26 protein-coding genes and 1 pseudogene are annotated in these 25,793 nt (G+C 72.8%); 8 read left to right on the forward strand and 19 right to left on the reverse strand.

The window, feature by feature from the left end:
• Positions 1-3 precede the first annotated feature (3 nt).
• Positions 4-372, forward strand: coding sequence for a cupin domain-containing protein (locus ABUW04_RS22505; RefSeq protein ID WP_380566393.1), 369 nt, complete (start codon positions 4-6; stop codon positions 370-372).
• On the opposite strand, the gene smc is transcribed toward ABUW04_RS22505, so the two are convergent.
• The 4 genes from smc to ABUW04_RS22525 form a co-directional block, all read right to left on the reverse strand.
• Positions 356-4,015, reverse strand: coding sequence for a chromosome segregation protein SMC (smc, locus tag ABUW04_RS22510; RefSeq protein ID WP_380566394.1), 3,660 nt, complete (start codon positions 4,013-4,015; stop codon positions 356-358). The two genes, ABUW04_RS22505 and smc, sit on opposite strands and share 17 nt — an antisense overlap.
• 263 nt (positions 4,016-4,278) lie before the next feature.
• Positions 4,279-4,482, reverse strand: a complete 204-nt coding sequence (locus ABUW04_RS22515) for a hypothetical protein (protein WP_030263916.1) — start codon at positions 4,480-4,482, stop codon at positions 4,279-4,281.
• 362 nt (positions 4,483-4,844) lie between these two features.
• Complete coding sequence (locus ABUW04_RS22520) at positions 4,845-5,123, reverse strand: acylphosphatase (protein WP_030263919.1); 279 nt, start codon at positions 5,121-5,123, stop codon at positions 4,845-4,847.
• 207 nt (positions 5,124-5,330) lie between these two features.
• A complete protein-coding gene (locus ABUW04_RS22525) occupies positions 5,331-5,861 on the reverse strand; it encodes a hypothetical protein (protein ID WP_380566395.1) in 531 nt (176 codons plus the stop codon).
• Between ABUW04_RS22525 and ABUW04_RS22530 the strand changes: the two genes are divergently transcribed.
• From ABUW04_RS22530 to ABUW04_RS22540, 3 genes are all read left to right on the forward strand, one after another.
• Positions 5,860-6,240, forward strand: a complete 381-nt coding sequence (locus tag ABUW04_RS22530; protein WP_380566396.1) for a CAP domain-containing protein — start codon at positions 5,860-5,862, stop codon at positions 6,238-6,240. The two genes, ABUW04_RS22525 and ABUW04_RS22530, sit on opposite strands and share 2 nt — an antisense overlap.
• Positions 6,241-6,314: 74 nt before the next feature.
• On the forward strand, positions 6,315-7,079 hold the full coding sequence (locus ABUW04_RS22535; protein WP_380566397.1) for a protein phosphatase 2C domain-containing protein: 765 nt from the start codon (positions 6,315-6,317) through the stop codon (positions 7,077-7,079).
• 69 nt (positions 7,080-7,148) lie between these two features.
• Positions 7,149-8,270, forward strand: a complete 1,122-nt coding sequence (locus tag ABUW04_RS22540; RefSeq protein WP_380566398.1) for an aldose epimerase family protein — start codon at positions 7,149-7,151, stop codon at positions 8,268-8,270.
• Between the two features lie 160 nt (positions 8,271-8,430).
• On the opposite strand, the gene mutM is transcribed toward ABUW04_RS22540, so the two are convergent.
• The 9 genes from mutM to ABUW04_RS22585 all read right to left on the reverse strand — a co-directional run bounded on the left by mutM (position 8,431) and on the right by ABUW04_RS22585 (position 17,379).
• Complete coding sequence (gene mutM, locus ABUW04_RS22545; RefSeq protein WP_380566399.1) at positions 8,431-9,300, reverse strand: bifunctional DNA-formamidopyrimidine glycosylase/DNA-(apurinic or apyrimidinic site) lyase; 870 nt, start codon at positions 9,298-9,300, stop codon at positions 8,431-8,433.
• On the reverse strand, positions 9,293-10,072 hold the full coding sequence (gene rnc, locus ABUW04_RS22550) for a ribonuclease III (protein ID WP_030263931.1): 780 nt from the start codon (positions 10,070-10,072) through the stop codon (positions 9,293-9,295). The genes mutM and rnc overlap by 8 nt, the downstream gene beginning before the upstream one ends.
• A gap of 19 nt (positions 10,073-10,091) precedes the next feature.
• On the reverse strand, positions 10,092-10,265 hold the full coding sequence (rpmF, locus tag ABUW04_RS22555; RefSeq protein WP_030263933.1) for a 50S ribosomal protein L32: 174 nt from the start codon (positions 10,263-10,265) through the stop codon (positions 10,092-10,094).
• A 2-nt stretch (positions 10,266-10,267) separates the two neighbouring features.
• On the reverse strand, positions 10,268-10,933 hold the full coding sequence (locus ABUW04_RS22560) for a YceD family protein (protein WP_380566400.1): 666 nt from the start codon (positions 10,931-10,933) through the stop codon (positions 10,268-10,270).
• Positions 10,934-11,076: 143 nt separating this feature from the next.
• Positions 11,077-12,198 carry a cell division initiation protein gene (locus ABUW04_RS22565; protein WP_380566401.1) on the reverse strand — a complete coding sequence of 374 codons (1,122 nt, stop codon included), beginning with the start codon at positions 12,196-12,198 and terminating at the stop codon, positions 11,077-11,079.
• Between the two features lie 89 nt (positions 12,199-12,287).
• A complete protein-coding gene (gene coaD, locus ABUW04_RS22570; RefSeq protein WP_030263939.1) occupies positions 12,288-12,794 on the reverse strand; it encodes a pantetheine-phosphate adenylyltransferase in 507 nt (168 codons plus the stop codon).
• 3 nt (positions 12,795-12,797) lie between these two features.
• The gene (rsmD, locus tag ABUW04_RS22575) at positions 12,798-13,382 is read right to left on the reverse strand and encodes a 16S rRNA (guanine(966)-N(2))-methyltransferase RsmD (RefSeq protein WP_030263942.1); all 585 of its coding nucleotides are present in this window, start codon (positions 13,380-13,382) and stop codon (positions 12,798-12,800) included.
• Positions 13,383-13,514: 132 nt separating this feature from the next.
• Positions 13,515-15,680 carry an ATP-dependent DNA helicase RecG gene (gene recG / locus ABUW04_RS22580; protein WP_380566402.1) on the reverse strand — a complete coding sequence of 722 codons (2,166 nt, stop codon included), beginning with the start codon at positions 15,678-15,680 and terminating at the stop codon, positions 13,515-13,517.
• 55 nt (positions 15,681-15,735) lie between these two features.
• Entirely contained in the window at positions 15,736-17,379 is a 1,644-nt protein-coding gene (locus ABUW04_RS22585; protein WP_380566403.1) for a DAK2 domain-containing protein, read from the reverse strand.
• 315 nt (positions 17,380-17,694) lie between these two features.
• Here ABUW04_RS22585 and rpmB point away from each other — a divergent pair.
• Positions 17,695-17,805 (forward strand): annotated as a pseudogene (gene rpmB / locus ABUW04_RS39720) (50S ribosomal protein L28); the annotation flags it as partial.
• A gap of 139 nt (positions 17,806-17,944) precedes the next feature.
• On the opposite strand, the gene thiD reads toward rpmB, so the two are convergent.
• From thiD to ABUW04_RS22605, 3 genes are all read right to left on the reverse strand, one after another.
• Positions 17,945-18,778 carry a bifunctional hydroxymethylpyrimidine kinase/phosphomethylpyrimidine kinase gene (thiD, locus tag ABUW04_RS22595; protein ID WP_380566404.1) on the reverse strand — a complete coding sequence of 278 codons (834 nt, stop codon included), beginning with the start codon at positions 18,776-18,778 and terminating at the stop codon, positions 17,945-17,947.
• A gap of 23 nt (positions 18,779-18,801) precedes the next feature.
• On the reverse strand, positions 18,802-19,827 hold the full coding sequence (locus ABUW04_RS22600; protein ID WP_380566405.1) for an ATP-dependent 6-phosphofructokinase: 1,026 nt from the start codon (positions 19,825-19,827) through the stop codon (positions 18,802-18,804).
• Positions 19,828-19,891: 64 nt separating this feature from the next.
• Positions 19,892-20,857 carry a thiamine-phosphate kinase gene (locus ABUW04_RS22605; protein WP_030263956.1) on the reverse strand — a complete coding sequence of 322 codons (966 nt, stop codon included), beginning with the start codon at positions 20,855-20,857 and terminating at the stop codon, positions 19,892-19,894.
• A 213-nt stretch (positions 20,858-21,070) separates the two neighbouring features.
• Between ABUW04_RS22605 and ABUW04_RS22610 the strand changes: the two genes are divergently transcribed.
• A complete protein-coding gene (locus ABUW04_RS22610; RefSeq protein ID WP_030263959.1) occupies positions 21,071-21,304 on the forward strand; it encodes an Lrp/AsnC family transcriptional regulator in 234 nt (77 codons plus the stop codon).
• Positions 21,305-21,323: 19 nt separating this feature from the next.
• On the forward strand, positions 21,324-21,851 hold the full coding sequence (locus ABUW04_RS22615; protein ID WP_380566406.1) for a DUF3515 domain-containing protein: 528 nt from the start codon (positions 21,324-21,326) through the stop codon (positions 21,849-21,851).
• A 129-nt stretch (positions 21,852-21,980) separates the two neighbouring features.
• Here the strand turns inward: ABUW04_RS22615 and ABUW04_RS22620 are convergent, their stop codons facing one another.
• The 3 genes from ABUW04_RS22620 to ABUW04_RS22630 all read right to left on the reverse strand — a co-directional run bounded on the left by ABUW04_RS22620 (position 21,981) and on the right by ABUW04_RS22630 (position 25,015).
• Positions 21,981-23,156 carry a D-alanine--D-alanine ligase family protein gene (locus ABUW04_RS22620; RefSeq protein WP_030263963.1) on the reverse strand — a complete coding sequence of 392 codons (1,176 nt, stop codon included), beginning with the start codon at positions 23,154-23,156 and terminating at the stop codon, positions 21,981-21,983.
• 78 nt (positions 23,157-23,234) lie between these two features.
• The gene (locus ABUW04_RS22625) at positions 23,235-24,239 is read right to left on the reverse strand and encodes an NAD(P)H-dependent glycerol-3-phosphate dehydrogenase (RefSeq protein WP_030263966.1); all 1,005 of its coding nucleotides are present in this window, start codon (positions 24,237-24,239) and stop codon (positions 23,235-23,237) included.
• A complete protein-coding gene (locus ABUW04_RS22630; RefSeq protein WP_030263969.1) occupies positions 24,236-25,015 on the reverse strand; it encodes a lysophospholipid acyltransferase family protein in 780 nt (259 codons plus the stop codon). Before ABUW04_RS22630 ends, ABUW04_RS22625 begins: the two co-directional genes overlap by 4 nt.
• Positions 25,016-25,133: 118 nt before the next feature.
• On the opposite strand from ABUW04_RS22630, the gene cofC reads away from it, so the two are divergent.
• Entirely contained in the window at positions 25,134-25,787 is a 654-nt protein-coding gene (cofC, locus tag ABUW04_RS22635) for a 2-phospho-L-lactate guanylyltransferase (RefSeq protein ID WP_380566407.1), read from the forward strand.
• Positions 25,788-25,793: the final 6 nt, after the last annotated feature.

Genomic DNA, 25,793 nt, shown 5'->3' on the forward strand with positions numbered 1-25,793 from the left:
CACATGATCGACCTCGACGCCGCACTGGACGCCATCCCCGACCACTGGTCGCCGCACATCGCCGCGACCGTCAACGACTACGACGTGAAGATCGCCAAGCTGGAGGGCGCCTTCGTCTGGCACTCCCACCCGGAGACCGACGAGTTCTTCCTGGTCCTGGCCGGCAAGCTGACGCTCGAACTGGAGGGCAGGGATCCGGTGGTGCTCGGCCCGCACCAGGCGTTCACGGTGCCGCGCGGCCTGCAGCACCGCCCGGTCGCCGACCCCGGGACCAGGGTCGTGCTGCTGGAGCCGCAGGGCACCACCAACGCCGGCGACGCCGGCGAGGTGCCGGGCATCCCGACCACCACCGGTTTCACTCTGCCGGAGTGACGTCGGGCAGCGCCTCCGGCGCCGGGGACGGCACGGACTCGGCGGGCACGGCCTCGGCGGCCACCGTCTGCTGGGCCGGCAGTATCCGGCGCGGGGGCCGCCGCGGTTCGTCCCGCAGCCGCTGGCTGATCACTTGGGAGATGCCGTCGCCGCGCATGGAGACCCCGTAGAGCGCGTCGGCGCACTCCATGGTGAGCTTCTGATGGGTGATCACGATCAGCTGGGAGCTGTCCCGCAACTCCTCCATCAGACCGATCAGCCGGCGCAGGTTGGTCTCGTCCAGGGCCGCCTCGACCTCGTCCATCACGTAGAACGGGCTGGGCCTGGCCTTGAAGATGGAGACCAGCAGCGCGACGGCGGTGAGCGAGCGCTCGCCGCCGGAGAGCAGCGACAGCCGCTTCACCTTCTTCCCCGGCGGCCGGGCCTCCACCTCGATGCCGGTGGTCAGCATGTTGTCGGGGTCGGTGAGGACCAGCCGGCCCTCGCCGCCCGGGAACAGCCGCGAGAACACGCCCTCGAACTGCGCGGCGGTGTCGTGGTAGGCGGCGGTGAAGACCTGCTCCACCCGCTCGTCCACCTCCTTGACCACGGTGAGCAGATCGCGCCGGGTGGACTTCAGGTCCTCCAGCTGCTCGCTGAGGAACTGGTGCCGCTCCTCCAGCGCCGCGAACTCCTCCAGCGCCAGCGGATTGACCTTGCCGAGCTGGGTGTAGGCCTTCTCGGCGGCGCGCAGCCGCTTCTCCTGCTCGGCCCGGTCGTACGGGCGCGGCTCCGCGCCCTCGGCCTGGTCCGTCGGCGGCACCGGCTGGTCCGGGCCGTACTCGGCGAGCAGCCCGTCGGCCTCGATGCCGTGCTCCTCCAGCGCCTTGGCCTCCAACTGCTCTATCCGCAGCCGCTTCTCCGCGCGCAGCACCTCGTCGCGGTGCACCGAGTCGGTCAGCCGGTCGAGTTCGGCCTTGAGCTCGCGGCTGCGGACCCGCTGCTGGGACAGCTCGGTGTCGTGGACCGCGCGCTCCTGCTCGGCCTGCTCGCGCTCGCGGGCCGCCGTCCCCAGCGACAGCTCGACGGCAGCGAGCAGCTGCCGGGCACCGTCGCCGACCGCGGTGGCGACCAAGGCCTCGGCCTGCAGCCGCTGCTGCCGCTGGGCGGCGCGGGCCCGCGCCTCGCGCTCGGCGCGGGCCCCGCGGTCCAGCGAGTCGGCCCTTCCGGCGAGGCCGCGCACCCGCTCCTCATGGGTCCGGACCGAGAGCCTGGCCTCCATCTCGGCCTGCCGGCACTGAGCTGAGGCCTCGGCGAGCCGGTCCCGCTCGCCGGTGTCGGGCTCCTCGTCGGCCGGCACCTCCTCGGCGGTCAGCAGCCGCTCGCTGAGTTCGGCGAGCTCGGCCTCGGCCTGCTCCAGCGCGGACTCGGCCTTGTCCGCGGCGGCTCCGAGCCGCTCGGCCTCGCCGGCCGCGCCGCGGGCCTGCCCGCCCAGCCGCCCCAGCTGCTGGGCCACCGCGGACTTCTCCTTCTCCGCCGCCCGGCGGCGCGCGGTCAGCGCCTCCAGCGCGGACGCCAGCTCCCGACGGCGCGCGGTGGCCTGCTCCAGCGCGGCCGCCAGTGCCTCCCGACGCCCGGACAGCTCCTCCAGCGCGGCGCTCGCCTCGTCCACCGCGGCCTGGGTCTCCAGCAGGCTCGGCGCGGCGGCGGAGCCCCCGTAGCCGAACCCCCGTCCCAGCAGATCGCCCTCGGCGGTCACCGCGGTCAGCCCCGGGCGGGCGGCGACCAGCGCCTCGGCCTCCGCCAGGCCGGCGACCAGCAGATAACCGCGCAGCAGCCCGCGCACCACGCCGACCAGCTCGGCCGGACCGTCCACGCACTGCGCCAGTCCGTCCGCCTCCTCGTCCCCCACTACCTCTGCTGCGCCTGCCTCGGCGGCGATCAGCAGACCGGCCCGGCCGGCGTCCTCCTTGCGCAGCAGCCGCAGCGCCTCGACCGCCGTCGCGACCCCGTCCACCGCGACCGCGTCGGCCGCGTGCCCCAGCGCCGCCGCGACCGCCGCCTCCGCGCCCGGACGCACCGACAGCAGCGAGGCCGCCGAGCCGAGCACGCCGACCAGCCCGCCGCCGGCGCCCCGCTCCCCCGCCGCGAGCAGCGCGCCGCTGCCGTCCTTGCGGCGCAGTCCCAGGGCCAGCGCCTCCCGACGCGCCGTCAGCCCGGCCCGCTCGCGCTCCACCGAGGCCAGCTCCTCGCGGGCCCGCGACTGCGCCTCCTCCGCCGCGGCCAGCTCCGCCCGTACCTCGCCCAGCTGCGCCTCGGCCTCCTCGTCGCCCGCGTCGAGCCCGTCGACCTGTGCCTTGAGCAGCTCGTACTCCTCGGCGGCGGCCTCGGCCCGCTCCCGGGCGGCGTCCCTCGCCTCGGCCAGCCTGCCGATCTCCTCGCCCGCACCGACCGCGCGCGAACGCGCCGCGGCGACCTTGCCCTGCAGCCGGGCCAGCCCCTCCCGGCGGTCGGCCAGCGCCCGCGCGGCCGCGCGCAGCCGCTGCTCCTCCCCCGCCAGCTCCCGCTCCAGCTCCCCGCGCCGTTCCACCGTCTCGGCGAGCGCGTAGGACGCCTCCTCCAGCGCCTCCTTGAGTTCGGCCTCCTCCTCGCGGATCCGGGCCGCCTCGCGCTCCATCTCCTCCGGGTCCCGGCCGCGCCGCTCCTCGGTCTGCGGGCTGCGGGCGTGCCGGACCCGGGCCTCGGCCAGACCGACCGTGCCGCGGACCCGCTCAGCCAGCGAGGACAGCTCGAACCAGGTCTGCTGGCACTGCTCGACCCGCGGGCCCAGCTGGGCGACCTGCGCCTCCAGCACCGCCTCGCGCTGCTGAACCGCCGTCAGCTCCTGCTCGACCCCGGAGCGCCGCAGCCGCAGCGCCATCTCGTCGGCGACCTCCTCCTCGACCGCCCGGCGCAGCGTCACCAGGTCGTCGGCGAGCAGCCGCAGCCTGGCGTCGCGCAGGTCGGCCTGGATGGTCGCGGCCCTGCGGGCGATCTGGGCCTGCCGGCCGAGCGGCTTGAGCTGCCGCCGCAACTCGCCGACCAGGTCCTGCACCCGGGTCAGGTTGGCCTGCATCGCGTCCAGCTTCCGCAGCGCCTTCTCCTTGCGCTTGCGGTGCTTGAGGACGCCGGCGGCCTCCTCGATGAAGGCGCGCCGGCCCATCGGATCGGCGTGCAGCACCGAGTCCAGCTGGCCCTGGCCGACGATGACGTGCATCTCGCGGCCGATGCCGGAGTCGGAGAGCAGTTCCTGGATGTCCAGCAGCCGGCAGGTGCTGCCGTTGATGGCGTACTCGCTGCCGCCGTTGCGGAACAGCGTCCGCGAGATGGTGACCTCGCTGTACTCGATGGGCAGCGCGCCGTCGGCGTTGTCGATGGTGAGCGCGACCTCGGCGCGGCCCAGCGGGGTGCGCCCGCTGGTGCCGGCGAAGATGACGTCCTCCATCTTGCCGCCGCGCAGCGACTTGGCGCCCTGCTCGCCCATCACCCAGGACAGCGCGTCGACGACATTGGACTTGCCGGAGCCGTTGGGGCCGACCACGCAGGTGATGCCGGGCTCGAAGCGGAGCGTGGTCGCCGAGGCGAAGGACTTGAACCCACGCAGCGTGAGGCTCTTGAGATGCACGCCCTGAACCTTCCGCCGGGAGAACCACGCTTCTGCCTGTCCGAAACTCTATCCGGGCGCACTGCCCCGACCGGAGGACGCGCCAGCTGGTTTCACCTGCGCAGGCAGGGGGCATCCCAGAATCACGAGGGAACGGGCAGCGGGGGTACGGGGTCGGAACATGACGAAGGGACGCCACGATGGGCGTCCCTTGCACTATCTGTCAGCGGTGCCGCCGGATCGGACCGGACCGGGGAGTTGCGGACCCTGGGCCGGAAAGAGGATCAGGAGTAGGCGGGCACCGGCTGGGCTGCGTCGATGCTGCGGAGCAGCTGCTCGTGGTCCGCGACGGCAGACAGCGCGTCGTTCTCGGCCTGCATCCGAACAAGCTCGGATTCCAGGTCCTGGACTCGCTGCTGGAGACGTCGCATCTCGGAGAGCACGCGGGGGTCGGGGCCACCGACGTAACCGAGAAGCGCCTTTGCCATGATGGATGGTCCTCCACGCTGAGTGACCGACCGATGAAGGTGGGGTCGTGGTTGGGTTCACGCACTCGATGCCAGCCCTAGCAAGGCGGAACGGGGCCGAACGCCTTGGGCTGTACGTGCGGGTGCGCGGGTTTCCAGCGTCTCACCAAACGCGAAAAGGGTCAACACGATCACAGCGTGCTACGCCGACCACATCGCCGGGGCAGTGGATTTACCACACTGCGCGCTGTGGTGCCGGTCGAGTGACCGCCGGTGGCCGGTCGATCACTGCTCGGTGCGGAGTCAACCACGGACCGGCCGCGAACGCAACCACATGACGGCGGCACGTGCGTCTTTCCGGCAGCGCCGGGAAGCCGTCGGCGTCAGCGGATGGCGAAGCCGGGGTAACCGCCCTCGGCGCCGCCCCATATCTCGGTGACCCCGTCGACCCTTCCGGGCGTGTCGCCGTGGCGGAGCAGTTCGAGCAGTCGCTCGCAGTCCTCCCGGCTGCCCTCCGCGACCACCTGCACCCGGCCGTCGCCCAGGTTGGAGGCGTATCCGAGGAGTCCGATCTCCAGCGCCCTGGACCGCGTCCACCAGCGGAATCCGACCTGCTGCACGGCGCCGCGCACCCAGGCGGTCATCCGGACGTCCTCGCTCATATGCGTGATTCTCTCACCGCCGTCTGCACGCACTTCCCACGCGACGCACCCCTATGCTCTACGCTCCCCATCATCACCCGTTCGGGTGAGCAGTACCGCAAGCCGCAAGTCCAGCATCCGGTCGGGGGGCCGAGGAAGAGGGACGGCACCTGCCATGCCCCGTCACGCCCAGGGATCCCAGACATCAGGATCCCAGACACCGGGACCTCAGACGCAGAGCCCTGAGCCGGCTTCGCACCGCCGCGGTGCGCACGCGGCGAGATCGCACCGCCGGGCCGCGCCCGCGTCGCGCAGGCGGCGGAACAGCGGGGTGCCGCGCGCCCTGTTCGCCGTCAGCGCCACCGCCCTGGCGGTCGGAGCAGGCGGGGTGTTCAGCGGCGTGCTGCCGCTGCCGCCCGGTATGCCCGCGAGCCTGGTGGTGGCCGGCGATCCGGCCAGTGCCAAGCCGCTGGCCACCATCGGCGCCGCACGGACCCCGCAGCCGTCCGGCAGCAGCTTCCGGGCGACCGGCGGGACCAGCACCCGGGACACCGCGCGGCCGTCGCTCTCGGCCGGCACCGGCAGCCCCTCGGCGAGCGCCTCCGCCAAGGCGTCGGCCCCGGCCAGCGCCACGGCATCGGTGAGCCCCAGCGCCTCGGCGACGCCGTCGGCCTCCGCCAGCCCCTCCGCGTCGGCCAGTGCCTCCGCCTCCGCCTCGTTCCCGGTCGCGGCCGCCACCGGTGGCGCGACCTCGGCCATGGCGACCGCCGAGGCCCAGGTCCTCTCCCTGGTCAACGTGCAGCGCGCGGCCAACGGCTGCGACGCCCTCAGCTACTCCGGTCCGCTCACCGTGCTGGCCCAGAACTTCAGCGCGGAGATGGCCACCCGCGACTTCTTCGACCACACCGACCCGGACGGCAAGACGCCCTGGGACCGGGCCGCGGCTCTGGGCATCACCAACCTCGGCGGCGAGAACATAGCCATGGGGCAGCAGACCCCGCAGGACGTGATGACCGCCTGGATGAACAGCGCCGGCCACCGCGCCAACATCCTCAACTGCTCCTACCACTCGCTGGGCGTCGGGGTGTACTACGGCACCAGCGGCGGCCCGTGGTGGACCCAGGACTTCGGCTACTGAGACCGGCTGCGGATTCCTCCGAGCACCCCGTCGCATGAAAGGCTGGGCGCGGGTCGACAGCTGACGGAGGAACGGTGCAGATCAGTCACACCAGTGAGGCGAGTCCGGACGCCGCCGCGAACGAGGACTTCGTCATCGCCTCGGAGCGGTTCGCGGTGGTCCTGGACGGTGCCACCGACAGCGGGCTGCCCAACGGCTGCGTGCACGGCGTGGCCTGGCTGGCCCAGCGGCTCGGAACACAGCTGGCCGCGGTGCTGGTCACCGAGCCGGAGTCGGACCTGCGCGGGGTGCTGCGCCGCGCGATCCTCGACACCCGCGCGCTGCACGCCGACTGCGATCTGAGCAATCCCAACAGTCCGTCCGCGACGGTCGCGATCGTCCGGGAGCGCGGCGGGATGCTGGACTGCCTGGTGCTCGCCGACGCCGCCGTGCTGGTGGAGCGGCGCGACGGCGAGGTGGTCGAACTCACCGACGACCGGGTGGACCACCTCCCCGCGTACGACCGCGAGTCGGTCAGCCGGCTGCGCAACACCGAGGGCGGCTTCTGGGTGGCCGGCGCCGAACCCGCCGCCGCCGAACAGGCCCTGACGATGAGCCTGCCGCTGGCCGGGATCAGCCGCTTCCTGCTGGTCAGCGACGGGGTGTCGCGACTGGTGGAGCGCTTCGGCTGGGGCCGGCGGGATCTGCTGGACCTGGTCGAGAAGCAGGGCCCGGCCGCCGCCGTGCGCGCCGTGCGGGAGGCCGAGCGGGCGATGCCCGAGGGCGGCTTCCGCGGCAAGCGGCACGACGACGCCACCGCGGCGTTCGGGACGACGTGGACGCGGCCGTTCGCGGCGTGAAAACGTGGGGCACGCGCACCCCGGCCCCCTCACGGCAGGTGCCGCGAGACCGGATCAGGAGTCCTGCCCTTGCTGTCCTCAGCCCAGCCCCAGTCGTCCCAGCCGCACGCCCCGGTGCGCGAGAGCTTCGGCGCCCTCGCGGACGGCACCCCGGTGCACCGGTGGATCCTCACCGACGCCCGCGGTACCAGCGCCGCCGTCCTGGAGTACGGCGCGGTGCTGCACACCGTGCACCTGCCCGATCCGGACGGGGGCACGGGGGAGGCGGTGAACGTCGTGCTCGGCCACCCGGACCTCGACGGCTATCTCGCGGAGCGGCCGCCCTTCTTCGGCGCGACCATCGGCCGCTTCGGCAACCGCATCGCCGACGGCCGGTTCACCCTGGACGGCCGCACCCACCAGGTGCCGCTGAGCGACACCCCTCGCGCCAACGCCCTGCACGGCGGCGACCAGGGGTTCGACGCCCGGCTGTGGTCGGCCGAGCCGGTCGAGGTGGTCGGCGGCAGCGGCGTGGAGCTCTCCCTGGTCAGCCCGGACGGCGACCAGGGCTTCCCCGGGACGCTGCGGGCGACGGTGCGCTACAGCCTGGCCGAGGGGCGGCTGCGGATCGACTACCGCGCCACCACCAGCGCGCCCACCGTGGTCAACCTGACCAACCACTCCTATCTGAACCTGGCCGGCGAGGGCTGCGACAGCGTCCTCGACCATGAGCTCACCCTGGCCGCCGCGGGCTACCTGCCGGTGGACCAGGAGCTGCGCCCGCTCGCGGGGCCGCCGGCCCCGGTCGCCGGGACGCCGTTCGACTTCACCGCGCCCCGGCTGCTGGGCGAGCGCATCCACGACGAGGACGGGCAGCTCGCCATCGCCGGCGGCTACGACCACTGCTGGGCGCTGGAAGGCGGCCGCACGGACGCTCCGCGGGTGGTCGCCGTACTGCGGCACCCGGGCTCGGGGCGGGTACTGACGCTCTCCACGACCGAGCCCGGAATCCAGGTCTACAGCGGGAACGGCCTGGACGGCAGCCTGACCGGCCCCTCCGGGCGCGGCTACGGCAGGTACTCGGGCGTGGCCCTGGAGACCCAGCACTTCCCGGACTCCCCCAACCGCGGGGACTATCCGTCCACGGTGCTGCGGCCGGGCGAGGAGTACCGGTCCTGCACGGTGTACGACTTCGGTGTGGGTGGTTACTGACGAGCGTTCGACTGCGGACCGTAGCTGGCTGGTCGCGCAGTTCCCCGCGCCCCTATCCAACTGCAACTGACCCACAGCGGTTCAGTTGCAGCACCTCAGGGGCGCGGGGAACTGCGCGACAAGCCATGCAGGAGCCGCAGCCGAACAACCGGCAGAAGGGCTAGCCTCGGGGGCGGGGAAGGCGCTGGCAGCGGGGGCAGAAGTAGCTGGAGCGGTTCATCCAGGCGGCCCGGCGCATCGGGGTCGCGCAGCGGTTGCAGGGTTCGTTCTCGCGGCCGTAGGCGTCCAGTGCACGGGAGAAGTAGCCGGACTCGCCGTTGACGTTGACGTAGAGGCTGTCGAAGCTGGTGCCGCCCACCGCCAACGCCGCGCCCATCACCTCGCGGGCCGAGGCCAGCAGCAGTGCCGCCTGGGCCCGGGAGAGGGTGTCGGCGGGGCGTTCGTAGTGCAGCCTGGCGCGCCACAGCGCCTCGTCGGCGTAGATGTTGCCGACGCCGCTGATCAGGGTCTGGTCCAGCAGCGCGCGCTTCACGCCCGAGCTGCGGCGCCGCAGTGCGGCGAGGAAGGCGTTGTCGTCGAAGCGGGGGTCCATCGGGTCGCGGGCGATGTGCGCCAGCGACAGCGGGGCCGCCTCGGGATCGCTGGGGTCGGCGTCCTCGACCGCCAGGCCGCCGAAGGTGCGCTGGTCGACGAAGCGCAGCTCGGTGTCGACCGCGTCGGCGAAACGGATCCTGACCCGCAGGTGGGTCTCGGCGGGGGCGGCCTCGGGCTGGATCAGCAGCTGGCCGCTCATGCCGAGGTGGCCGATCAGCGAGCTGCCGGTGCCGGGCATGGGCAGCCACAGGTACTTGCCGCGGCGCTGCGCCGGGCCGAGGGTGCGGCCGGCCAGCTGCGCGGCGAAGTCCTCGGCGCCCGCGGTGTGCCGACGCACCGCGCGCGGGTGCAGGACCGTGACCGAGCTGACGGTCCGTCCACTGACCCACTGGTCGAGGCCGCGGCGGACCACCTCGACCTCGGGGAGTTCAGGCACCTGCGGCGGGGTCCGCGGGAGTGGTCGCGGTCTGCTCCGGAGCCGGCTGCGGCTCGGCCAGACCGTGCTTCTCGCGGATCGAGTGCCAGGCGTTCTGCGCGGCCTTCTGCTCCGCTTCCTTCTTGGAGCGGCCGGTGCCGGTGCCGTAGTCGTCGCCGGCGACCCGGGCCGCGGCGATGAAGGTCTTCTCGTGGTCGGGACCGGACTCGGAGACCACGTACTCGGGGACGCCGATGCCGACGGAGGCGGTGAGCTCCTGCAGGCTGGTCTTCCAGTCGAGCCCGGCGCCGAGGTTGGAGGACTCCTCGATCAGCGGGTCGAACAGCCGGTGCACCAGCTCGTCGGCCGCCTGCAGGCCCTGGTCCAGGTAGACCGCGCCGATGATCGCCTCAAGGGTGTCGGCGAGGATGGAGGACTTGTCGCGTCCACCGGTACCCTCTTCGCCGCGCCCGAGGCTGATGAAGGAGCCGAGCTCCAGACCGCGGGCCACTCCGGCGAGGGCGCGCGAGTTGACCACCGCGGCGCGCAGCTTCGCGAGCTGCCCCTCCGGGAGGTCGGGGTGGATCCGGTACAGAGTGTCCGTGACCACCAGGCCCAGCACCGAGTCGCCCAGGAACTCCAGGCGCTCGTTGGTGGGCAGGCCACCGTTCTCGTACGCGTACGAGCGGTGCGTGAGAGCACGTACCAGGAGGGCCGGCTCGAGTTCGTACCCGAGCCGCCCCTCCAGGACGGCATACCCGGTGTCGGCGTGTTGCAGCGCAGACGCTGACATCGTGTGTGTCACCAGCCGATCAGACCGAGAGGACCTGACGGCGGTTGTACGTGCCGCAGCTCGGGCACGCGATGTGGCCCAGCTTGGGCTCGTGGCAGCGGTCGCAAGCCACCAGGGCGGGGACCGCAGCCTTCCACTGCGAACGGCGGTGGCGCGTGTTGCTGCGCGACATCTTCCGCTTCGGAACAGCCACGGCTACTTCTCCTGGTTCTCGGCAGCACCCTCACGGGTACCGCTGTCTTCGCTACCGGCCTCAGATGCGAGAGCCGAGAGTCCCTGCAGAGCCGCCCACCGGGGGTCGACGGCCTCGTGATGGTGGTCCGGGTCGTCCGTGAGCCGCGCCCCGCATTCGGAGCAGAGGCCCAGGCAGTCTTCCTGGCACACCGGCTGCAGCGGCAGTGCGAGCACCACCGCGTCACGCAGCACCGGCTCGAGGTCGAACAGGTCGCCCTCGAGTCGGGAAGCTTCTTCGTCCTCGTCGTCGTCCTCGGAGGTCTTGGACGTGCCACCGAAACGGTCCGCGGCCTCCGGGTAGTAGTACAGCTCCTGGAAGTCCGCTTCGAGCTCCTGCTCGATCGGCTCCAGGCAGCGCACGCACTCGCCCTTGAGATCCGCCTCGACCGTACCCGTGACGAGTACGCCCTCGACCACCGACTCCAGTCGGAGGTCCAGCTCGACAGCGCTGCCTACGGGGACGCCGATCACCTCGATGCCGAGGCCCTCCGGCGCCGGGAGGGAACGGGAAACCTTGCGCATCGACCCAGGCCGACGTCCCAGCTCGTGTGTGTCAAACACAAGCGGATCGCGGTGGTCGAGGCGGTTCAGGGTTTCCTGCTCTCTACGGCGCACGTCGTCTGCCACGACTGCGGTGATCTGCGCATCGGCTACGCACGCGAACGTACGGGACGTTCGGGGCAGCCGACACTCCCCGGCGCTGAACAGGCCGGAGAGGTCAGACTACCGGAGGTCGGGCCCAGGTCCCAATCCGCCTGCTCGGCGCCTGCTCAGTGGTGCTGTCCGCCGCCGAGCTCGCGCAGCTTGCTGACGTCGATGAAGCCGGTGTCGAAGAAGCTGGTCTCGTCCAGGCCGGCCTGCTGCGGCACGTACTGCGGCGGCACCGGCTGCCCGTAGGCGTCGTACTGCTGCACCGGCTGCGGGGCGTACCCGGTGTACGGGTCGTACTCCTGCGACTGCTGCTGCGGGACCTGGGGCTGGTAGCCGTACTGGTCGTACTGCGGCTGCTCCTGCTGGTACACCCCGGGCTGGACGTAGGGGTAGCCGTTGGCGTCCACCTCGACCGGCTGCCAGTACTGCGGCTCGGCCTGCTGCTGGTGCTGCGGGTCGAAGTGCTGCTGGTCGTACTGCGGCTGCTGGTGCGACTGGTGCTGCTGCTCCGGCGGGAGCAGGCCGGCCTGGGCCAGCTCGGCGGCGACCGCGGCCTGCCGCTCGGCGCCCTGGTTGACCCCGGTGGCCTCGTCGGCCGCGGCCAGGTAGGCGCCCAACTCGTCGATGGGGCGCTTGCCGAGGAGCTTGTCCCGGCCCCGGCCGACCGCGTCCAGGGTCTTGCTGAGCGCGGTCTCCAGGGCGGCGAGCTTGACGTCGACGTACTCGTCCACCTCCGGGCTGGGCGAGCGGAACTGGTCCTGCTCGAACTCCTCGCCGTCCTCGCCCTCGACCGGGGCGCCACCGGTGCGCAGCTTCGCCCTGCCGCGGCCGATGGCACCGAGCGTCTTGGTGAGCACCACCTCGAAGTTGGCCAGCTTGCTGTCGACGTAGTCGTCGGCCTCCCGGCGCTCCTCCTCGGACTCGGCCTTGGCCTCGGCCAGGATCCGGTTCGCCTCCGCCTGGGCCCGCATGGCCACCTCGGTGCCGGAGATCAGCCTGGCCCGCTCCCCCTGCGCCTCCTGGACGATCCGCTCCGCCTCACGGCGGGCGTCCTCGACCACCTGGTCGCCCTGCTGCACGGTCTGCTGGGCCTGCGCGAGCTCGGTCGGCAGCGCCTCCCGCAGTTCGGTGAGCATGGCGATCAGCTCGGCCTTGTTGACCACGATCGACGCCGACATGGGCATCGAACGGGAGTTCTCGACCGTCGTGGCGATCTCGTCGAGCTTCTGCTGCACGTCCACCTGAGCTCACCTGTTCGCGGGTGCGGGGGTCGCCCCCCGAGGAGTGGAGCCAGGAGGCAATGGACCGGAGCTAGGAACTCTACTGCCCGTCACTTCCGTTCGGCGATCCTGGCGACCAGACGACGGTGCACCAGCGCGGGCACCAGGTGCGAGACGTCGCCCCCGTAGGCGGCGACCTCCTTGACGAGGGAGGAGGACAGGAAGCTGTAGGTCGGGCTGGTGGGCACGAACAGGGTCTCCACCCCGGACAGGCCGATGTTCATCTGGGCCATCTGCAGCTCGTAGTCGAAGTCGCTGACCGCGCGCAGGCCCTTCACGATCGCCGGGATGCCGCGGTCGCGGCAGTAGTCGACCAGCAGCCCGTGGTGGGACTCCACCACCACGTTGCCGTACCCGGCGGAGACCTCCTCGATCATCTGGATCCGCTCCTCCACCGTGAACAGGCCCTGCTTGGACTTGTTGATCAGCACGGCGATGTGGACCACGTCGTAGAGGCGCGAGGCCCGTTCGATGATGTCCAGGTGCCCGTTGGTGATCGGGTCGAAGGAACCCGGACAGACAGCACGGCGAACAGTGGTCTTCTCTTGCACGGCCATACCTCACTCGCTCCCGACGTCGCTGGCGGCGGCGCGACCGTACCAGAGAGTAGCCTCGCCGTAACGGCGCTCCCTGAGCGGTGTGAAGCCCTCGGGCCACCCGAACTCCCCGCCCCTGGTGCCGCGCTCCACGGTGGCGAGGGTGCCCTCGGCGAGCCAGCCCCCGGTCCGGAGTGTGATCAGGATCTCGCCCAGTTCGGCGTCGGCGACGGCGTACGGGGGGTCCATGAAGAGCACGTCGTACGGGCGCGTCGGGGCGCCCGCGGCGAGCACCTTCTCGACCTGTCCGGAGCGGACCTCGGCGCCGGGGAGGGAGAGGGTGCGGACATTGGCCAGGATCGTCTTCACGGCGGCCTGGTCGGCCTCGACCAGCAGGGCGGCGGCCGCACCGCGGGAGAGCGACTCCAGGCCGACGGCGCCGGATCCGGCGTAGAGGTCGAGCACGCGCGCGCCCGCGAGGGAGCCGCGGAGGGATTCCCAGGTGGAGAAGAGGCCCTCGCGGGCGCGGTCGGAGGTCGGGCGGGTGCCCTCGCCGGGCGGGACGGCCAGGCGGCGGCCTCGGGCGGAGCCGGCGATTACGCGGGTCATTGCGGGGTCCTTCGTGGCGTGGATGTTGTGGACAACGCTAGCCGCCCGGGGGCTGGAGCACTGTTCGCGGAGGGCTCTACCACGTGGGGGGCTTGTCGCGCAGTTCCCCGCGCCCCTGTGGGGCTGCGTGGTTCAGCCCTTTTCCAGGTACTCCGCTCGGTCGTCGTCGACGAGGGCGCGGAGGGCGGCGGCGAGGGCGGGGTGGTCGGTGAGGTCCGGGTCGTCGGCGACCAGGTGGGCGGCCTCGTCGCGGGCCTCGGTGATGACGTCCTCGTCCTCCAGGACGGAGAGCAGCCGGAGCGAGGACTTCACGCCGGACTGGGCCGCGCCCAGGACGTCGCCCTCGCGGCGCTGCTCCAGGTCGATCCGGGAGAGTTCGAAGCCGTCCAGGGTGCCGGCCACCGCGTCCAGCCGCTGCCGGGCCGGGCTGCCGCCGGGCATTTCGCTGACCAGCAGGCACAGCCCGGGGGCCGAGCCGCGGCCGACCCGGCCGCGGAGCTGGTGCAGCTGGGAGACGCCGAAGCGGTCGGCGTCCATGATGACCATCACGGTGGCGTTGGGGACGTTCACGCCGACCTCGATGACGGTGGTGGCGACCAGGACGTCCACCTCGCCGGCGGTGAAGCGGCGCATCACGTCGTCCTTGGCGTCCGGCTGCATCCGCCCGTGCAGCACCTCGACCCGCAGCCCGGACAGCGGGCCGCCGGACAGTTCCTCGGCGACGTCGAGAACGGCGAGCGGGGGGCGGCGTTCGTCGTCGGCGGAGGGCTTCTTCTTCTGGTCCTCGGCGTCGCCGATGCGTGGGCAGACCACATAGGCCTGGTGGCCCTTGGCGGTCTCCTCGCGGATCCGCTCCCAGGCCCGGGCTAGGAAGTTGGGCCGTTCCAGGGCCGGGACCACGTGCGAGGCGATGGGCGAGCGTCCGGCCGGCAGCTGGTCCAGCACCGAGGTCTCCAGGTCGCCGAAGACCGTCATGGCCACCGTGCGCGGGATCGGGGTGGCGGTCATCACCAGCAGGTGCGGCGGGCGTTCGGCCTTGGCGCGCAGGGCGTCGCGCTGCTCCACGCCGAAGCGGTGCTGCTCGTCCACGACCACCAGGCCCAGGTCGCGGAACTGCACCTTGTCCTCGATCAGGGCATGGGTGCCGATGACGATCCCGGCGTCCCCGGTGACCATGTCCAGCATGGCCTGCCGCCGCGCCGGGACGCCCATCGAGCCGGTGAGCAGCACCACTTTGGTGCCCAGATCGGATCCGCCGAGCATGCCGCCCTCGGCGAGGTCGCCCATCATCTCCACGATGGAGCGGTGGTGCTGCTGGGCCAGCACCTCGGTGGGCGCCAGCATCACCGCCTGGCCGCCGGTGTCCACCACCGCGAGCATGGCCCGCAGCCCGACCAGGGTCTTGCCGCTGCCGACCTCGCCCTGGAGCAGCCGGTGCATCGGGTGGGCGGTGGCCAGCTCGGCGAAGATCTCGGCGGAGACCGTCTGCTGACCCTCCGTCAGCGTGAACGGCAGCCGGGCGTCGAAGGCGTCCAGCAGGCCGTCCTTGACCGGGACCCGGGGGACGGCGGGCTGGGCGGAGTCGGCGGCGCGGCGGCGGGCCAGGGCGACCTGGAGCACGAAGGCCTCGTCCCACTTGAGCCTGGACTGCGCGGCGACGCGCTCGGCGTGGTTGGCCGGGCGGTGGATCTGCCGCAGCGCGTCGGCCAGCGGCAGCAGTCCGCGCTGCAGCCGCAGCGGGTCCGGCAGCGGGTCCTCCAGCGCCTCCCAGTCCAGGCCGCCGAGGAGGGTGTCGACCGCCAGCGAGACCTTCCAGGAGGGCAGCTTGGTGCTGGCCGGGTAGACCGGGATCAGCCGCCCGGCGAAGGCCGCCGCCTGGTCGGGATCCTCCTCGTCCATCAGCTGGTAGTCGGGGTTGATCAGCTGGCGGACCCGGTTGAAGACGCCGACCTTGCCGGCGAACAGGCCCTGGCGTCCGGGGCGTAGCTCGTGCACCCGGTGCGCCTGGTTGAAGAAGGCCAGGGTGAGCCGGCCCCGGCCGTCGGTGACCACGACCTGCAGCCGGTTGCCCTTGCGGCCCTTGAACGGGATGACCTCGGCCTTCTCGATCCTGGCCATCACCGTGACGTGCTCGTCGAGTTCCAGCTCGTCCAGGCTGGTGAGCTCGCCTCGTTCGACGTAGCGGCGCGGGTAGTGGTGCAGCAGGTCACCGGTGGTGTGCAGGTCGAGGCTGTCGGCGAGCGCCTTGGCGCTGTTGCCGCCGACCAGCTTCTTCAGTGGTTCGTCGAGCGTGGACACGGTCGCCGGTCTCCCTTCCGCGTCAACCTGTACACCGCGGCACTGACAGCACGGCTCATTCGACACCGATGAGCAGCGGTGATGTCGGCTGGCCGCCCCGGTAGACGACGGTGTCGACCACCGGGTGGGCCCGTCGCACATGCGCCACCAGCCGGTCGGCGACGGCGTCCTCGGCGCCCGTGCCGAGGATCAGGGTGACCATCTCGCCGCCGGCCGCGAGCATCCGGTCCAGCACCACGGCCGCGGTCTCCCCGGTGTCGGTGCCGATCACCGCGACGTCCCCGTCGATCAGGCCGAGCACGTCACCGGCCTGGCAGACCCCGGCCATGGTCCAGGACTCGCCCTCGGCCACCGCGATCTCGGCGTAGCGGGTGGCCCCGGCGGCGGAGGTCATCGCGACGACGTCCTCGTCGAAGCGCCGGCCCGGCTCGTGCACGGCGAGCGCGGCGAGGCCCTGCACCGCGGAGCGGGTGGGGATGACGGCGACCCGCACGCCCTCCTTGCGCAGCTGCTCGGCGGCGGCCCCGGCGGCGGCGCGCAGTTCGGTGTCGTTCAGCAGCACCACCACCTCGCGCGCGTGCGCCCGGCGGACCGCGGCGGCCAGTTCGGTGCTGGAGGGCGCCCGGTCGGGGTCGGCGTGCAGGACGGTCGCGCCGGACTCGGCGCAGAGCCCGGCCATCCCCTCGCCGTGGACCACGCTGACCACGCCCCGCGACCTGGCCGGGGCGTCCTCGTCCGGGCCGGAGGCGGCGGTGGCCGTCGCGGCGGCCGAGGCGAAGTGGGTGATCCTGATCCGGTGCGGACGGCCCGCCACTATGCCGGCCTCCACCGCGGCGCCCGGGTCGTCCACATGCACGTGGACGTTCCACAGGCCGTCGCCGCCGACCACGACCAGCGAGTCGCCCAGGGCCCCCAGCGACTCCCGGAGCGCCGGCAGGGTGCCGTCCTCGGCGTCCAGCAGGTAGATCACCTCGAAGGCCGGGCCGCCCTCGACCGCGACGTGCTCGCCGTGCGGCCCGGGCTCGGCGGCCCTGGTGCCGGCCAGCGCGAGCGGACCCATCGGTGTGTGCCCGGTCACGGCGTCGGCCAGCGCGCCGAGCACGGTCACCAGCCCGCGGCCGCCGGCGTCCACGACGCCTGCCCTGGCCAGCACGTCCAGCAGCAGCGGGGTGCGGATCAGCGCGGTGCGGGCGGCCTCGTAGGCGGCCTCGGCCACGGCGGCCAGCGCGATCCGCGGGTCCGCCCGCAGCGCTGCCTCCGCCGCCTCGGCGGCCGCGGCGGCGACGGTGAGCACCGTCCCCTCCACCGGTTTGGCGACCGCCTCGTAGCCGGCGTCGGCGGCGCGGCGCAGCGCCCGGCAGAGCGCCGGGCCGTCGGCGGGGCCGGCGCCGATGGCGGAGGCGATGCCGCGCAGCAACTGGGCCAGGATCACCCCGGAGTTGCCCCGGGCGCCGAGCAGGGCGCCATGTGCCATGGCCCGCAACGCCTGCGGCAGCGAGGGGGCTTCGGCCCCGGCCCCGAACAGCCCGTCGACCTCCTCGGCGGCGGACTCCACGGTGAGGTAGAGGTTGGTGCCGGTGTCCCCGTCCGGCACCGGGTACACGTTGAGCGCGTCGATCTCCTCGCGGGCCTGCCCGAGCGCGGCCAGCGACAGCCGGCACCAGGTGCGCACGGCGGGAGCGTCGAGGGTGTCCAGCACCGTGGTGTCTCCTTGGCTGCGCGAGGGGTGTGCAGGCAGGTTACTCGGCTTCACCCGACGGATTCCGTTCCGTGACCCCCGCCGCCTCGCAGGTTGGAGCTCGGCGCCGGTTCCCGGACGGATGCGGAGCCTGCGGTGGTCACGTGGTAGTTTCGTTGTACGGAGTGAGCCGATGTATGCTGCTCCGGTTGCCTGGATCCCTCCGGGCCACCCCTGGGTAAGCAGCGCAGTCGTCAGACGGCACTGCCATCACACGGCCACTGCGCCTCCGGGGTTGTCAACGTAAGTGCATCTGAAGTCTTTGGAGTGACTCCCGTGGCTGCCAACTGCGACGTCTGCGGCAAGGGGCCGGGCTTCGGCAACAACATCTCCCACTCGCACCGCCGTACCCGTCGTCGTTGGAACCCCAACATCCAGACGGTGCGCGCTGTGGTTGGGCGGACGCCGAAGCGGCTCAACGTCTGCACCTCGTGCATCAAGGCCGGCAAGGTGTCGCGCTGACGCGGCCACCTGCAGGCTTCCAGAAGGCCGGTCCACCTCACGGTGGGCCGGCCTTCTGCATGCCTCAGCGCAGCCGCCAGCCGTGGTCGACCGGGCCGATGCCCGCGCCCAGGGCGAAGCCGCCGGCGATGGCGCCGGTGACGTACTCCTTGGCGGCGGCCACGGCCTCGGGCACGTCCAGGCCCAGGGCCAGCTCCGAGGCGATGGCGCTGGCCAGGGTGCAGCCGGTGCCGTGGGTGTGCCGGTTGTCGTAGCGGGCGGCCCGGAACCAGTGCTCGCTGCCGTCGGGCCCGCGCAGCAGATCGGCGGCCTCGCCCTCCAGGTGGCCGCCCTTGATCAGGGCCCAGGACGGACCCAGGTCCTGCAGCGCCCTGGCCGCGTCCGGCATCTCGCTCTCGCGGCTCACCTCGAGGCCTGTGAGCTGCGCCACTTCGTGCAGGTTGGGCGTGGCGACGGTGGCCACCGGCAGCAGCCGGTCCCGCAGCACCGAGACCGCGGAGTCGGCCAGCAGCGCGTCGCCGTGCTTGGAGACGCCCACCGGATCGACCACGACCGGCGCGTCCACGCCCGCGAGCAGTTCGGCGACGGTGCGCACCAGTTCGGCCGAGGCCAGCATCCCGGTCTTCACCGCCTGGACGCCGATGTCGTCGACCACACTGCGGAACTGGGCCCGCACCGCCTCCGCCGGTAGCTCCCAGTAGCCCTGCACCCCGACCGAGTTCTGCGCGGTGACGGCGGCGATCACGCTCATGCCGTGCACGCCCAGCGCCAGCATGGTCTTGAGGTCGGCCTGGATGCCCGCGCCGCCGCCGGAGTCGGATCCGGCGACGGTGAGCACCCGCGCCGGTGCGGCGGCCCGCGGTGAGGTGGCCTGCGGTGCGGTGGTCGGTGTCGGCATGGGACCAACCTATCCGGCGCCCGCTAGAGCACCGCCTCGGCCTCCGACCAGCGGTCCTCGGGGACGGTCTTCAGCCGGGTCACCGCGTCCACGATGGGGACCAGCCGGATCTCGGTGCCGCGCAGCGCCGTCATGTGGCCGTAGGCGCCCTTGTGGACGGCCTCCACGGCGTGCCAGCCGAAGCGGGTGGCGAGCACCCGGTCCTGGGCGGTGGGGGTGCCGCCGCGCTGGACGTGCCCCAGGATCACCGGCTTGGACTCCTTGCCGAGCCACTGGGCGATCTCGCCGGCCAGCCGGGTGCCGATGCCGCCGAAGGTCTGGTGGCCGTAGGCGTCGGTCTCGCCGTGCTCGAAGCGCATGGTGCCCGGGCGGGGGGCGGCGCCCTCGGCGACGGCCACGATGGCGAACTTCTTGCCGCGGGAGAACCGCTCCTCGACCATCCGGCAGACCTCCTCGACGTCGAAGGGCCGCTCCGGGATGAGGATGCCGTGGGCGCCGCCGGCCATTCCGGCGTGCAGGGTGATCCAGCCGGTGTGCCTGCCCATGAGTTCGACCACCATCACCCGTTGGTGTGACTCGGCGGTGGTCTTCAGCCGGTCGATGGCCTCGGTGGCGACGTGGACGGCGGTGTCGTGGCCGAAGGTGACGTCGGTGGCGTCGATGTCGTTGTCGATGGTCTTGGGCACCGCGACGACGGGCAGCCCGGCGTCGCTGAACAGCTGGGCGGCGGTGAGGGTGCCCTCGCCGCCGATGGTGATCAGGGCGTCGATGCCGAGGGTCCCGGCCAGCTCGGCGGCGCGGGCCACCCCGTCCCGCATCCGGTCCCTGGCCACCCGGGCCGAGCCGAGGATGGTCCCGCCGCGGGTGAGGATGCCGTGGACGTCGTCCAGGGCGAGCGGGCGGCCGCGGCCCTCGATCAGCCCCAGGAAGCCGTCCTCGATGCCGACCACGGTGTCCTGGTGGTCGGCGACCGCGCGGTGCACCACCGAGCGGATCACCGCGTTGAGTCCCGGACAGTCGCCGCCGCTGGTCAGCACACCGATTCGCATGGATCAAGCCTATGCAGAAACCGGCGGTCGACGCCGCTCCGTCCAGCTCCTGACACGCCCGGAATCAGGCGCCGAAGTGGTCCCAGCCGCCGACCCGGTCCCAGACGGCGCCGTCGACGGTGACCGTCCCGGTCTTGGAGAGCCCGGCCGGCCGGGTGACCTCACCGACGATGCGCCAGCGCGAGGGGAGGTGGGTGTCCGGCGGGAAGGTGGCGACCAGGGCGTGGTCCTCGCCGCCGGAGAGCACCCAGGTCAGCGGGTCGACGCCGACCGCCTGGCCGATGTCGGCCATCTGCGCCGGGATGTCGAAACCGGCCGCCCGCAGGTCGATGTGCACGCCGCTGGCCTCGGCCACGTGCCCCAGGTCGGCGACCAGGCCGTCGCTGACGTCGATCATCGAGGTGGCGCCGAGCTGCGCCGCCGCCGGGCCCGCGTGGTACGGGGGTTCCGGGCGCCGGTGCGCCTCAACGAAGGCGCGCGGCGAGCGGAAGCCCCGGGAGAGCACCGTGAAGCCCGCGGCGGACCAGCCGAGCCAGCCGGTCACCGCCACCACGTCGCCGGGGCGGGCGCCCGAGCGGGTCACCGCGGCGCGACCCTGGAGGTCGCCGAGGGCGGTGATGGCCACGGTGATGGTGTCGCCGCGCACCACGTCGCCGCCGACCACGGCGGCCCCGGCGACCTGGCACTCGTCCCTGATGCCGTCCATCAGCTCCAGCGCCCAGGTGGCCGGCAGTTCGGCCGGCGCGACCAGGCCCAGCAGCAGGGCGGTCGGCGCGGCGCCCATGGCGGCGATGTCGGCGAGGTTCTGCGCGGCCGACTTGCGGCCCACGTCGTAGGCGGTGGACCAGTCGCGCCGGAAGTGCCGGCCCTCCAGCAGCACGTCGGTGGTGGCGACGACCCGTCCGTCCGGGGTCGAGACCACGGCCGCGTCGTCGCCAGGGCCGAGTTCCACGGCCCTGGTCCGGGGCAGCCTCGCGGTCAGCTCACGGATCAGCCCGAACTCGCCGAGCTCGCCGACGGTGCCCTGCATGTGTGTCCTTCCGGCGCGGTGATGGATACTCCCGCGCGCAGCGTACGCCCTCGGCTGCGGCCGCACGCCTCCCCCTCGCGGTGGTGTGCGTGACAACATGCGGCTCCGCCGGGGATTCAGCGGGGCGCTCGCGGGGAACCACAGCCCTCGCACCGTCCCCACTCGCACGATCGCCGTCATACCCGCAATTGCAGAGCCGCCGGGAGGTCCACCGTGGTACACGCCTACATCCTTGTGCAGACCGAAGTCGGAAAAGCGTCCGCAGTCGCCGGCGTGATAGCCGGCATCACGGGCGTACTGCAGGCAGAGGACGTCACCGGGCCCTACGACGTCATCGTCCGGGCCGAGGCCGGGACCATGGACGACCTGGGCCGGATGGTCGTCGCCCAGATCCAGCAGGTCGAGGGCATCACCCGAACCCTGACCTGCCCGGTGGTCAATCTGTAGCCGCGTCTAGCATCACGGGGTGACCACTCGCCCCGTACGCCGTGCCCTGGCGGCGCTGCTGCCTGCGGCGGCCCTGCTGCTGGCGGGCTGCTCCTCCGGCAGCGGCGCCGTGCGTGTGGCCGCGCCCACGCCGAGCGGGAGCGCGGCGGCGCAGTGCGGGGCGCTGGTGGCGGCGCTGCCCGGGACGCTGCTGGGGCAGCGCGCACGCGCCGTCTCGCCGGCGTCCAGGACCACCGCGGCCTGGGGGGATCCGGCGATCACGCTGCGGTGCGGGGTGGGCGTCCCCGGCGCACTGGACCCGTCCTCCGGCGAGTACGACCCGGACCTGGCCCACCACGACGCCCAGGACGTCAACGGCGTGTGCTGGCTGATCGGCACGACCGGGGGCGGGGGGTATGAGTTCACCACGATCGTCCAGAGGACGTACGTCGAGGTGACCGTCCCGGGGTCCTACGCGGGGCAGCAGTCGCCGCTGGGGGGGCTGGCGTCGGCGGTGCTCGCGCATGATCCTGCGGATCCGGCGCGGGCGCGGTTCAACTGCATCTAGGGATTCTTTGCTGCGGGCCGTAGGTGGCTTGTCGCGCAGTTCCCCGCGCCCCTGAGGTGCTGCAACTGAGCCAGTTGCAGACCCATAGGGGCGCGGGGAACTGCGCGACAAGCCATGCAGACGCGGAAGCTACCGCAGGCCCGTGCTGCGCCGGAGCGCCGCCTTGATCAGACGGTCGATCAGTTCCGGGTAGGCGACGCCGGTCGCCTCCCACATCCGCGGGAAGGCCGAGATCGGGGTGAAGCCCGGCATCGTGTTGATCTCGTTGACCACGAAGGTCCCGTCGGCCAGCAGGAAGACGTCCACCCGGGCCAGGCCCTCGCAGGAGAGCGCCTCGAACACCTCGACCGCCAGCGCGCGCAGCCGCGCGGTCTCGTCCTCGGTGAGCGCCGCGGGGATCTGCACATCGCTGGAGTCGATGTACTTGGCCTCGAAGTCGTAGAAGTCGTAGCCCTCGCCGACCATCACCTCGGCCGGCAGGCTGGCCCGCGGGCCGTCCTCGAACTCCAGGACCCCGCACTCCAGTTCACGGCCGACCAGCCCGGCCTCGATGATCAGCTTGGGGTCGTGCCGGCGGGCCTCCGCCATCGCGGCGTCCAACTGCTCCGGGCCGGCGACCTTGGTGATGCCCATGCTGGAGCCGGCCCGGGCCGGCTTCACGAACACCGGGAAGCCCAACTCGGCGATCCTGGCCCGGACCGCGGGCCGGTTGGCCTCGTCCGCCCACTCCCGCGGGCGGACCACGGTGTACGGGCCGACCGGCAGGCCGAAGGCCTGCAGCACCCGCTTGGTGTACTCCTTGTCCATGCCCACCGCGCTGGCCAGCACGCCGGAGCCGACGTAGGGCACCCCGGACAGCTCCAGCAGGCCCTGGACGGTGCCGTCCTCGCCCCAGGGGCCGTGCAGCAGCGGCAGGACCACGTCGACCTCGCCCAGCGCCTTGGGGACGGAGCCGGGTTCGGTGTAGACCAGCTCGCCCTTGGAGACCGGGTTCACCGGCAGGGTGACCTGTCCCTCGGTGGACTCGGCCACCTGCTCGACGCTGGGGAGGTTCCCGTCGGTGATGGCCATCCTGGCCGGCTCGTCGGCGGTCAGCGCCCAGCGGCCGTCGGTGGTGATGCCGATCGGCAGCACCTCGTACGCCTGCCGGTCGATGGCGCGCAGCACGCTGCCGGCCGTGATCGTGGACACCGCGTGCTCGGAGCTGCGACCGCCGAAGACGATCGCCACACGCGGCTTGCGGACGGAGGCTGCGGCGAGGGAGGAGTCGGCAGCCGGGACTGGGGAGGAGGACTCAGTGCTCATATCCCCATGGAGACTACCGTTCGGTCGTTTCGGTTGCGCTCCCGCCTCCGCCGACCGGGCGCAACCGCGGCACCCGGGCTAACGGCGCTCGGGCTTCGCCGAACGGGACATCAGTTCCTTGACGGCGACCAGCGGGGGCTTCCCGCCGTGCACGATGTCCACCACCGTCTCGGTGATCGGCATGTCCACCCCGTGCCGCCGGGCCAGGTCCAGCACCGACTCGCAGGACTTGACGCCCTCGGCGGTCTGCTTGGTGGCCGCGATGGTCTCCTGCAGCGTCATCCCCCGGCCCAGGTTGGTGCCGAAGGTGTGGTTGCGGGACAGCGGCGAGGAGCAGGTGGCGACCAGGTCGCCCATGCCCGCCAACCCGGCGAAGGTGTACGGGTCCGCGCCCATCGCGAGGCCCAGCCGGGTGGTCTCCGCCAGCCCGCGGGTGATCAGCGACGCCTTGGTGTTGTCGCCCAGGCCCATGCCGTCGGCGATGCCGACGGCCAGTCCGATCACGTTCTTCACCGCGCCGCCGAGCTCGCAGCCGACCACGTCGGTGACGGTGTACGGGCGGTAGTAGCCGGTGTGGCAGGCCGCCTGGAGCCGCCGGGCCACCTCCTCGTCCTGGCAGGCGACCACACCGGCCGCGGGCTGCCTGCGGACGATCTCCCCGGCCAGGTTGGGCCCCGACACCACGGCGATCCGCTCCGGACCCGCCTCGGCGACCTCGGCGATGACCTCGCTCATCAGCTTGGCGGTGCCGAGTTCGACCCCCTTCATCAGGCTGACCAGCACCGTCCCCGGCTCGATCGCGCCGCGCCAGGCCCGCAGGTTGGCGCGCAGCGTCTGCGAGGGCACGGTCAGCACCGCGAACTCGGCGCCGGCGGCGGCCTCTGCAGCGTCACTGGTCGCGGTCACCCCCGGCGGGAGCTCCAGGTCGGGGAAGTAGTCCGGGTTGGAGCGGGTCCGGTTGATGGTCTCGGTCAGTTCGGGGCGGCGGCCCCAGAGGGAGACCTCGCAGCCCGCGTCGGCGAGGATCATGGCAAAGGCGGTTCCCCAGGACCCGGCTCCGAACACGGCACAACGGGTCGTCACCGACCGGCCTCCCTCTCCTTGCGCTGCTCCGTCGCGGCGCGCTGCACGTCGTAGCGTACGGGCGGAGCCTTCTCGTCGCGCAACTGCTCCAGCAGCGCGGTGATGGCGTCCATGATCGCTTCGGTGGCCTCGCGGAGCACCGGGCCGGTGATCGGCTTGCCCTGAAAGGCGCTCAGGTCCACCGCGGGGCCCGCGGCGACCTTGACCGTGTGCCGGGGGAAGGGCTGGAACCTGCGGTCGCCCTTACCGCCCTTGGCATAGCGCGGGATGATCTCGTGCGCGCCCCACTGCGCCACCGGGATGACCGGCGCACCGGTCATCAGGGCGACCCTGGCCGCACCGGTCTTGGCCGTCATCGGCCACAGGTCGGGGTCGCGGGTCAGCGTGCCCTCGGGGTAGAACGCCACGCACTCGCCCTTGTTCACGGCCTCGACGGCGGCCCGGAAGGCGTGCGCGGCGTCCGCCGAGCCCCGGTAGACCGGGATCTGTCCGGCACCGTGCAGGATCCGGCCGATGACCGGCACCTTGAAGACGCCGGCCTTGCCGAGGAAGCGGGCCGGGCGCCCGGAGTCGTACTGGAAGTGGCCGTAGACCAGCGGGTCCAGGTAGGAGTTGTGGTTGATCACGGTGAGGAATCCCCCGGTCTCCGGGAAATTCTCCATTCCGCTCCAGTCGCGCTTGGTCAGCAGGAACAGCGGCGGCTTTCCGATGGCCGCCGCGAGGCGGTACCAGAATCCGTATCTGCGACGGGCCGCCTTCGTACTCCTGCCGGGCACGCGCACTCCTCCTTGCACAGTTTCTGCTGATCCTGACCGTACAAGTGTCTCCCGCGGCCGGACAGGCTGTCGAGGCACCCCCCGTACCGGGCGGCGCGAGCGGGCAGAATGGCGTGCTGTGAGCCCCCTCCGCTGGACCCTGGTCGTGCCGCTGAAGCCGCTGGCGCGCGCCAAGAGCAGGCTGGCCGACGCCACCGGGGCGCTGCGGCCCGAACTCGCCATGGCCTTCGCCCAGGACACCGTGGCGGCGGCACTGGCCTGTCCGTCGGTGGCGCGGGTGCTGGTGGTCTCCGACGACGCGGTGGCCGGCGCGGCGCTGGCCCTGCTCGGCGCGGAGTTGCTGCCGGACCTCCCCGGGGCGGGACTCAACGCCGCACTGGCCCACGGCGCCGAGGCGGCCCGCAGGCACTTCGGGGCGGGGCGGGTGGCCGCGCTGTCGGCCGATCTGCCCGCGCTGCGCCCGGAGGAGCTGGACCGGGTGCTGCGCGCCGCCGCCGGGCAGCGGCGGGCCTTCCTGGCCGACGCCCAGGGCGTCGGCACCACCCTGCTGGCGGCCGCCGCGGGCGTGCCGCTGCAGCCGGGCTTCGAGGGCGGCTCCCGGCTGCGCCACGCCCGTTCCGGCGCCCACGAGCTGACGCTCCCTGACGTCCCCTCGGTCCGCCGGGACGTGGACACCCTGGACGACCTCCGCGAGGCGCTGGCGCTGGGCACCGGGCCGCGTACGGCCGCCCTGGCGGCGCTGGTCGGCCGCTCCGGCGGGACGCCCGGCTGATCTAGG

The sequence above is a fragment of the Streptacidiphilus jeojiensis genome (genome assembly GCF_042510965.1).
GTDB lineage: Bacteria > Actinomycetota > Actinomycetes > Streptomycetales > Streptomycetaceae > Streptacidiphilus > Streptacidiphilus jeojiensis.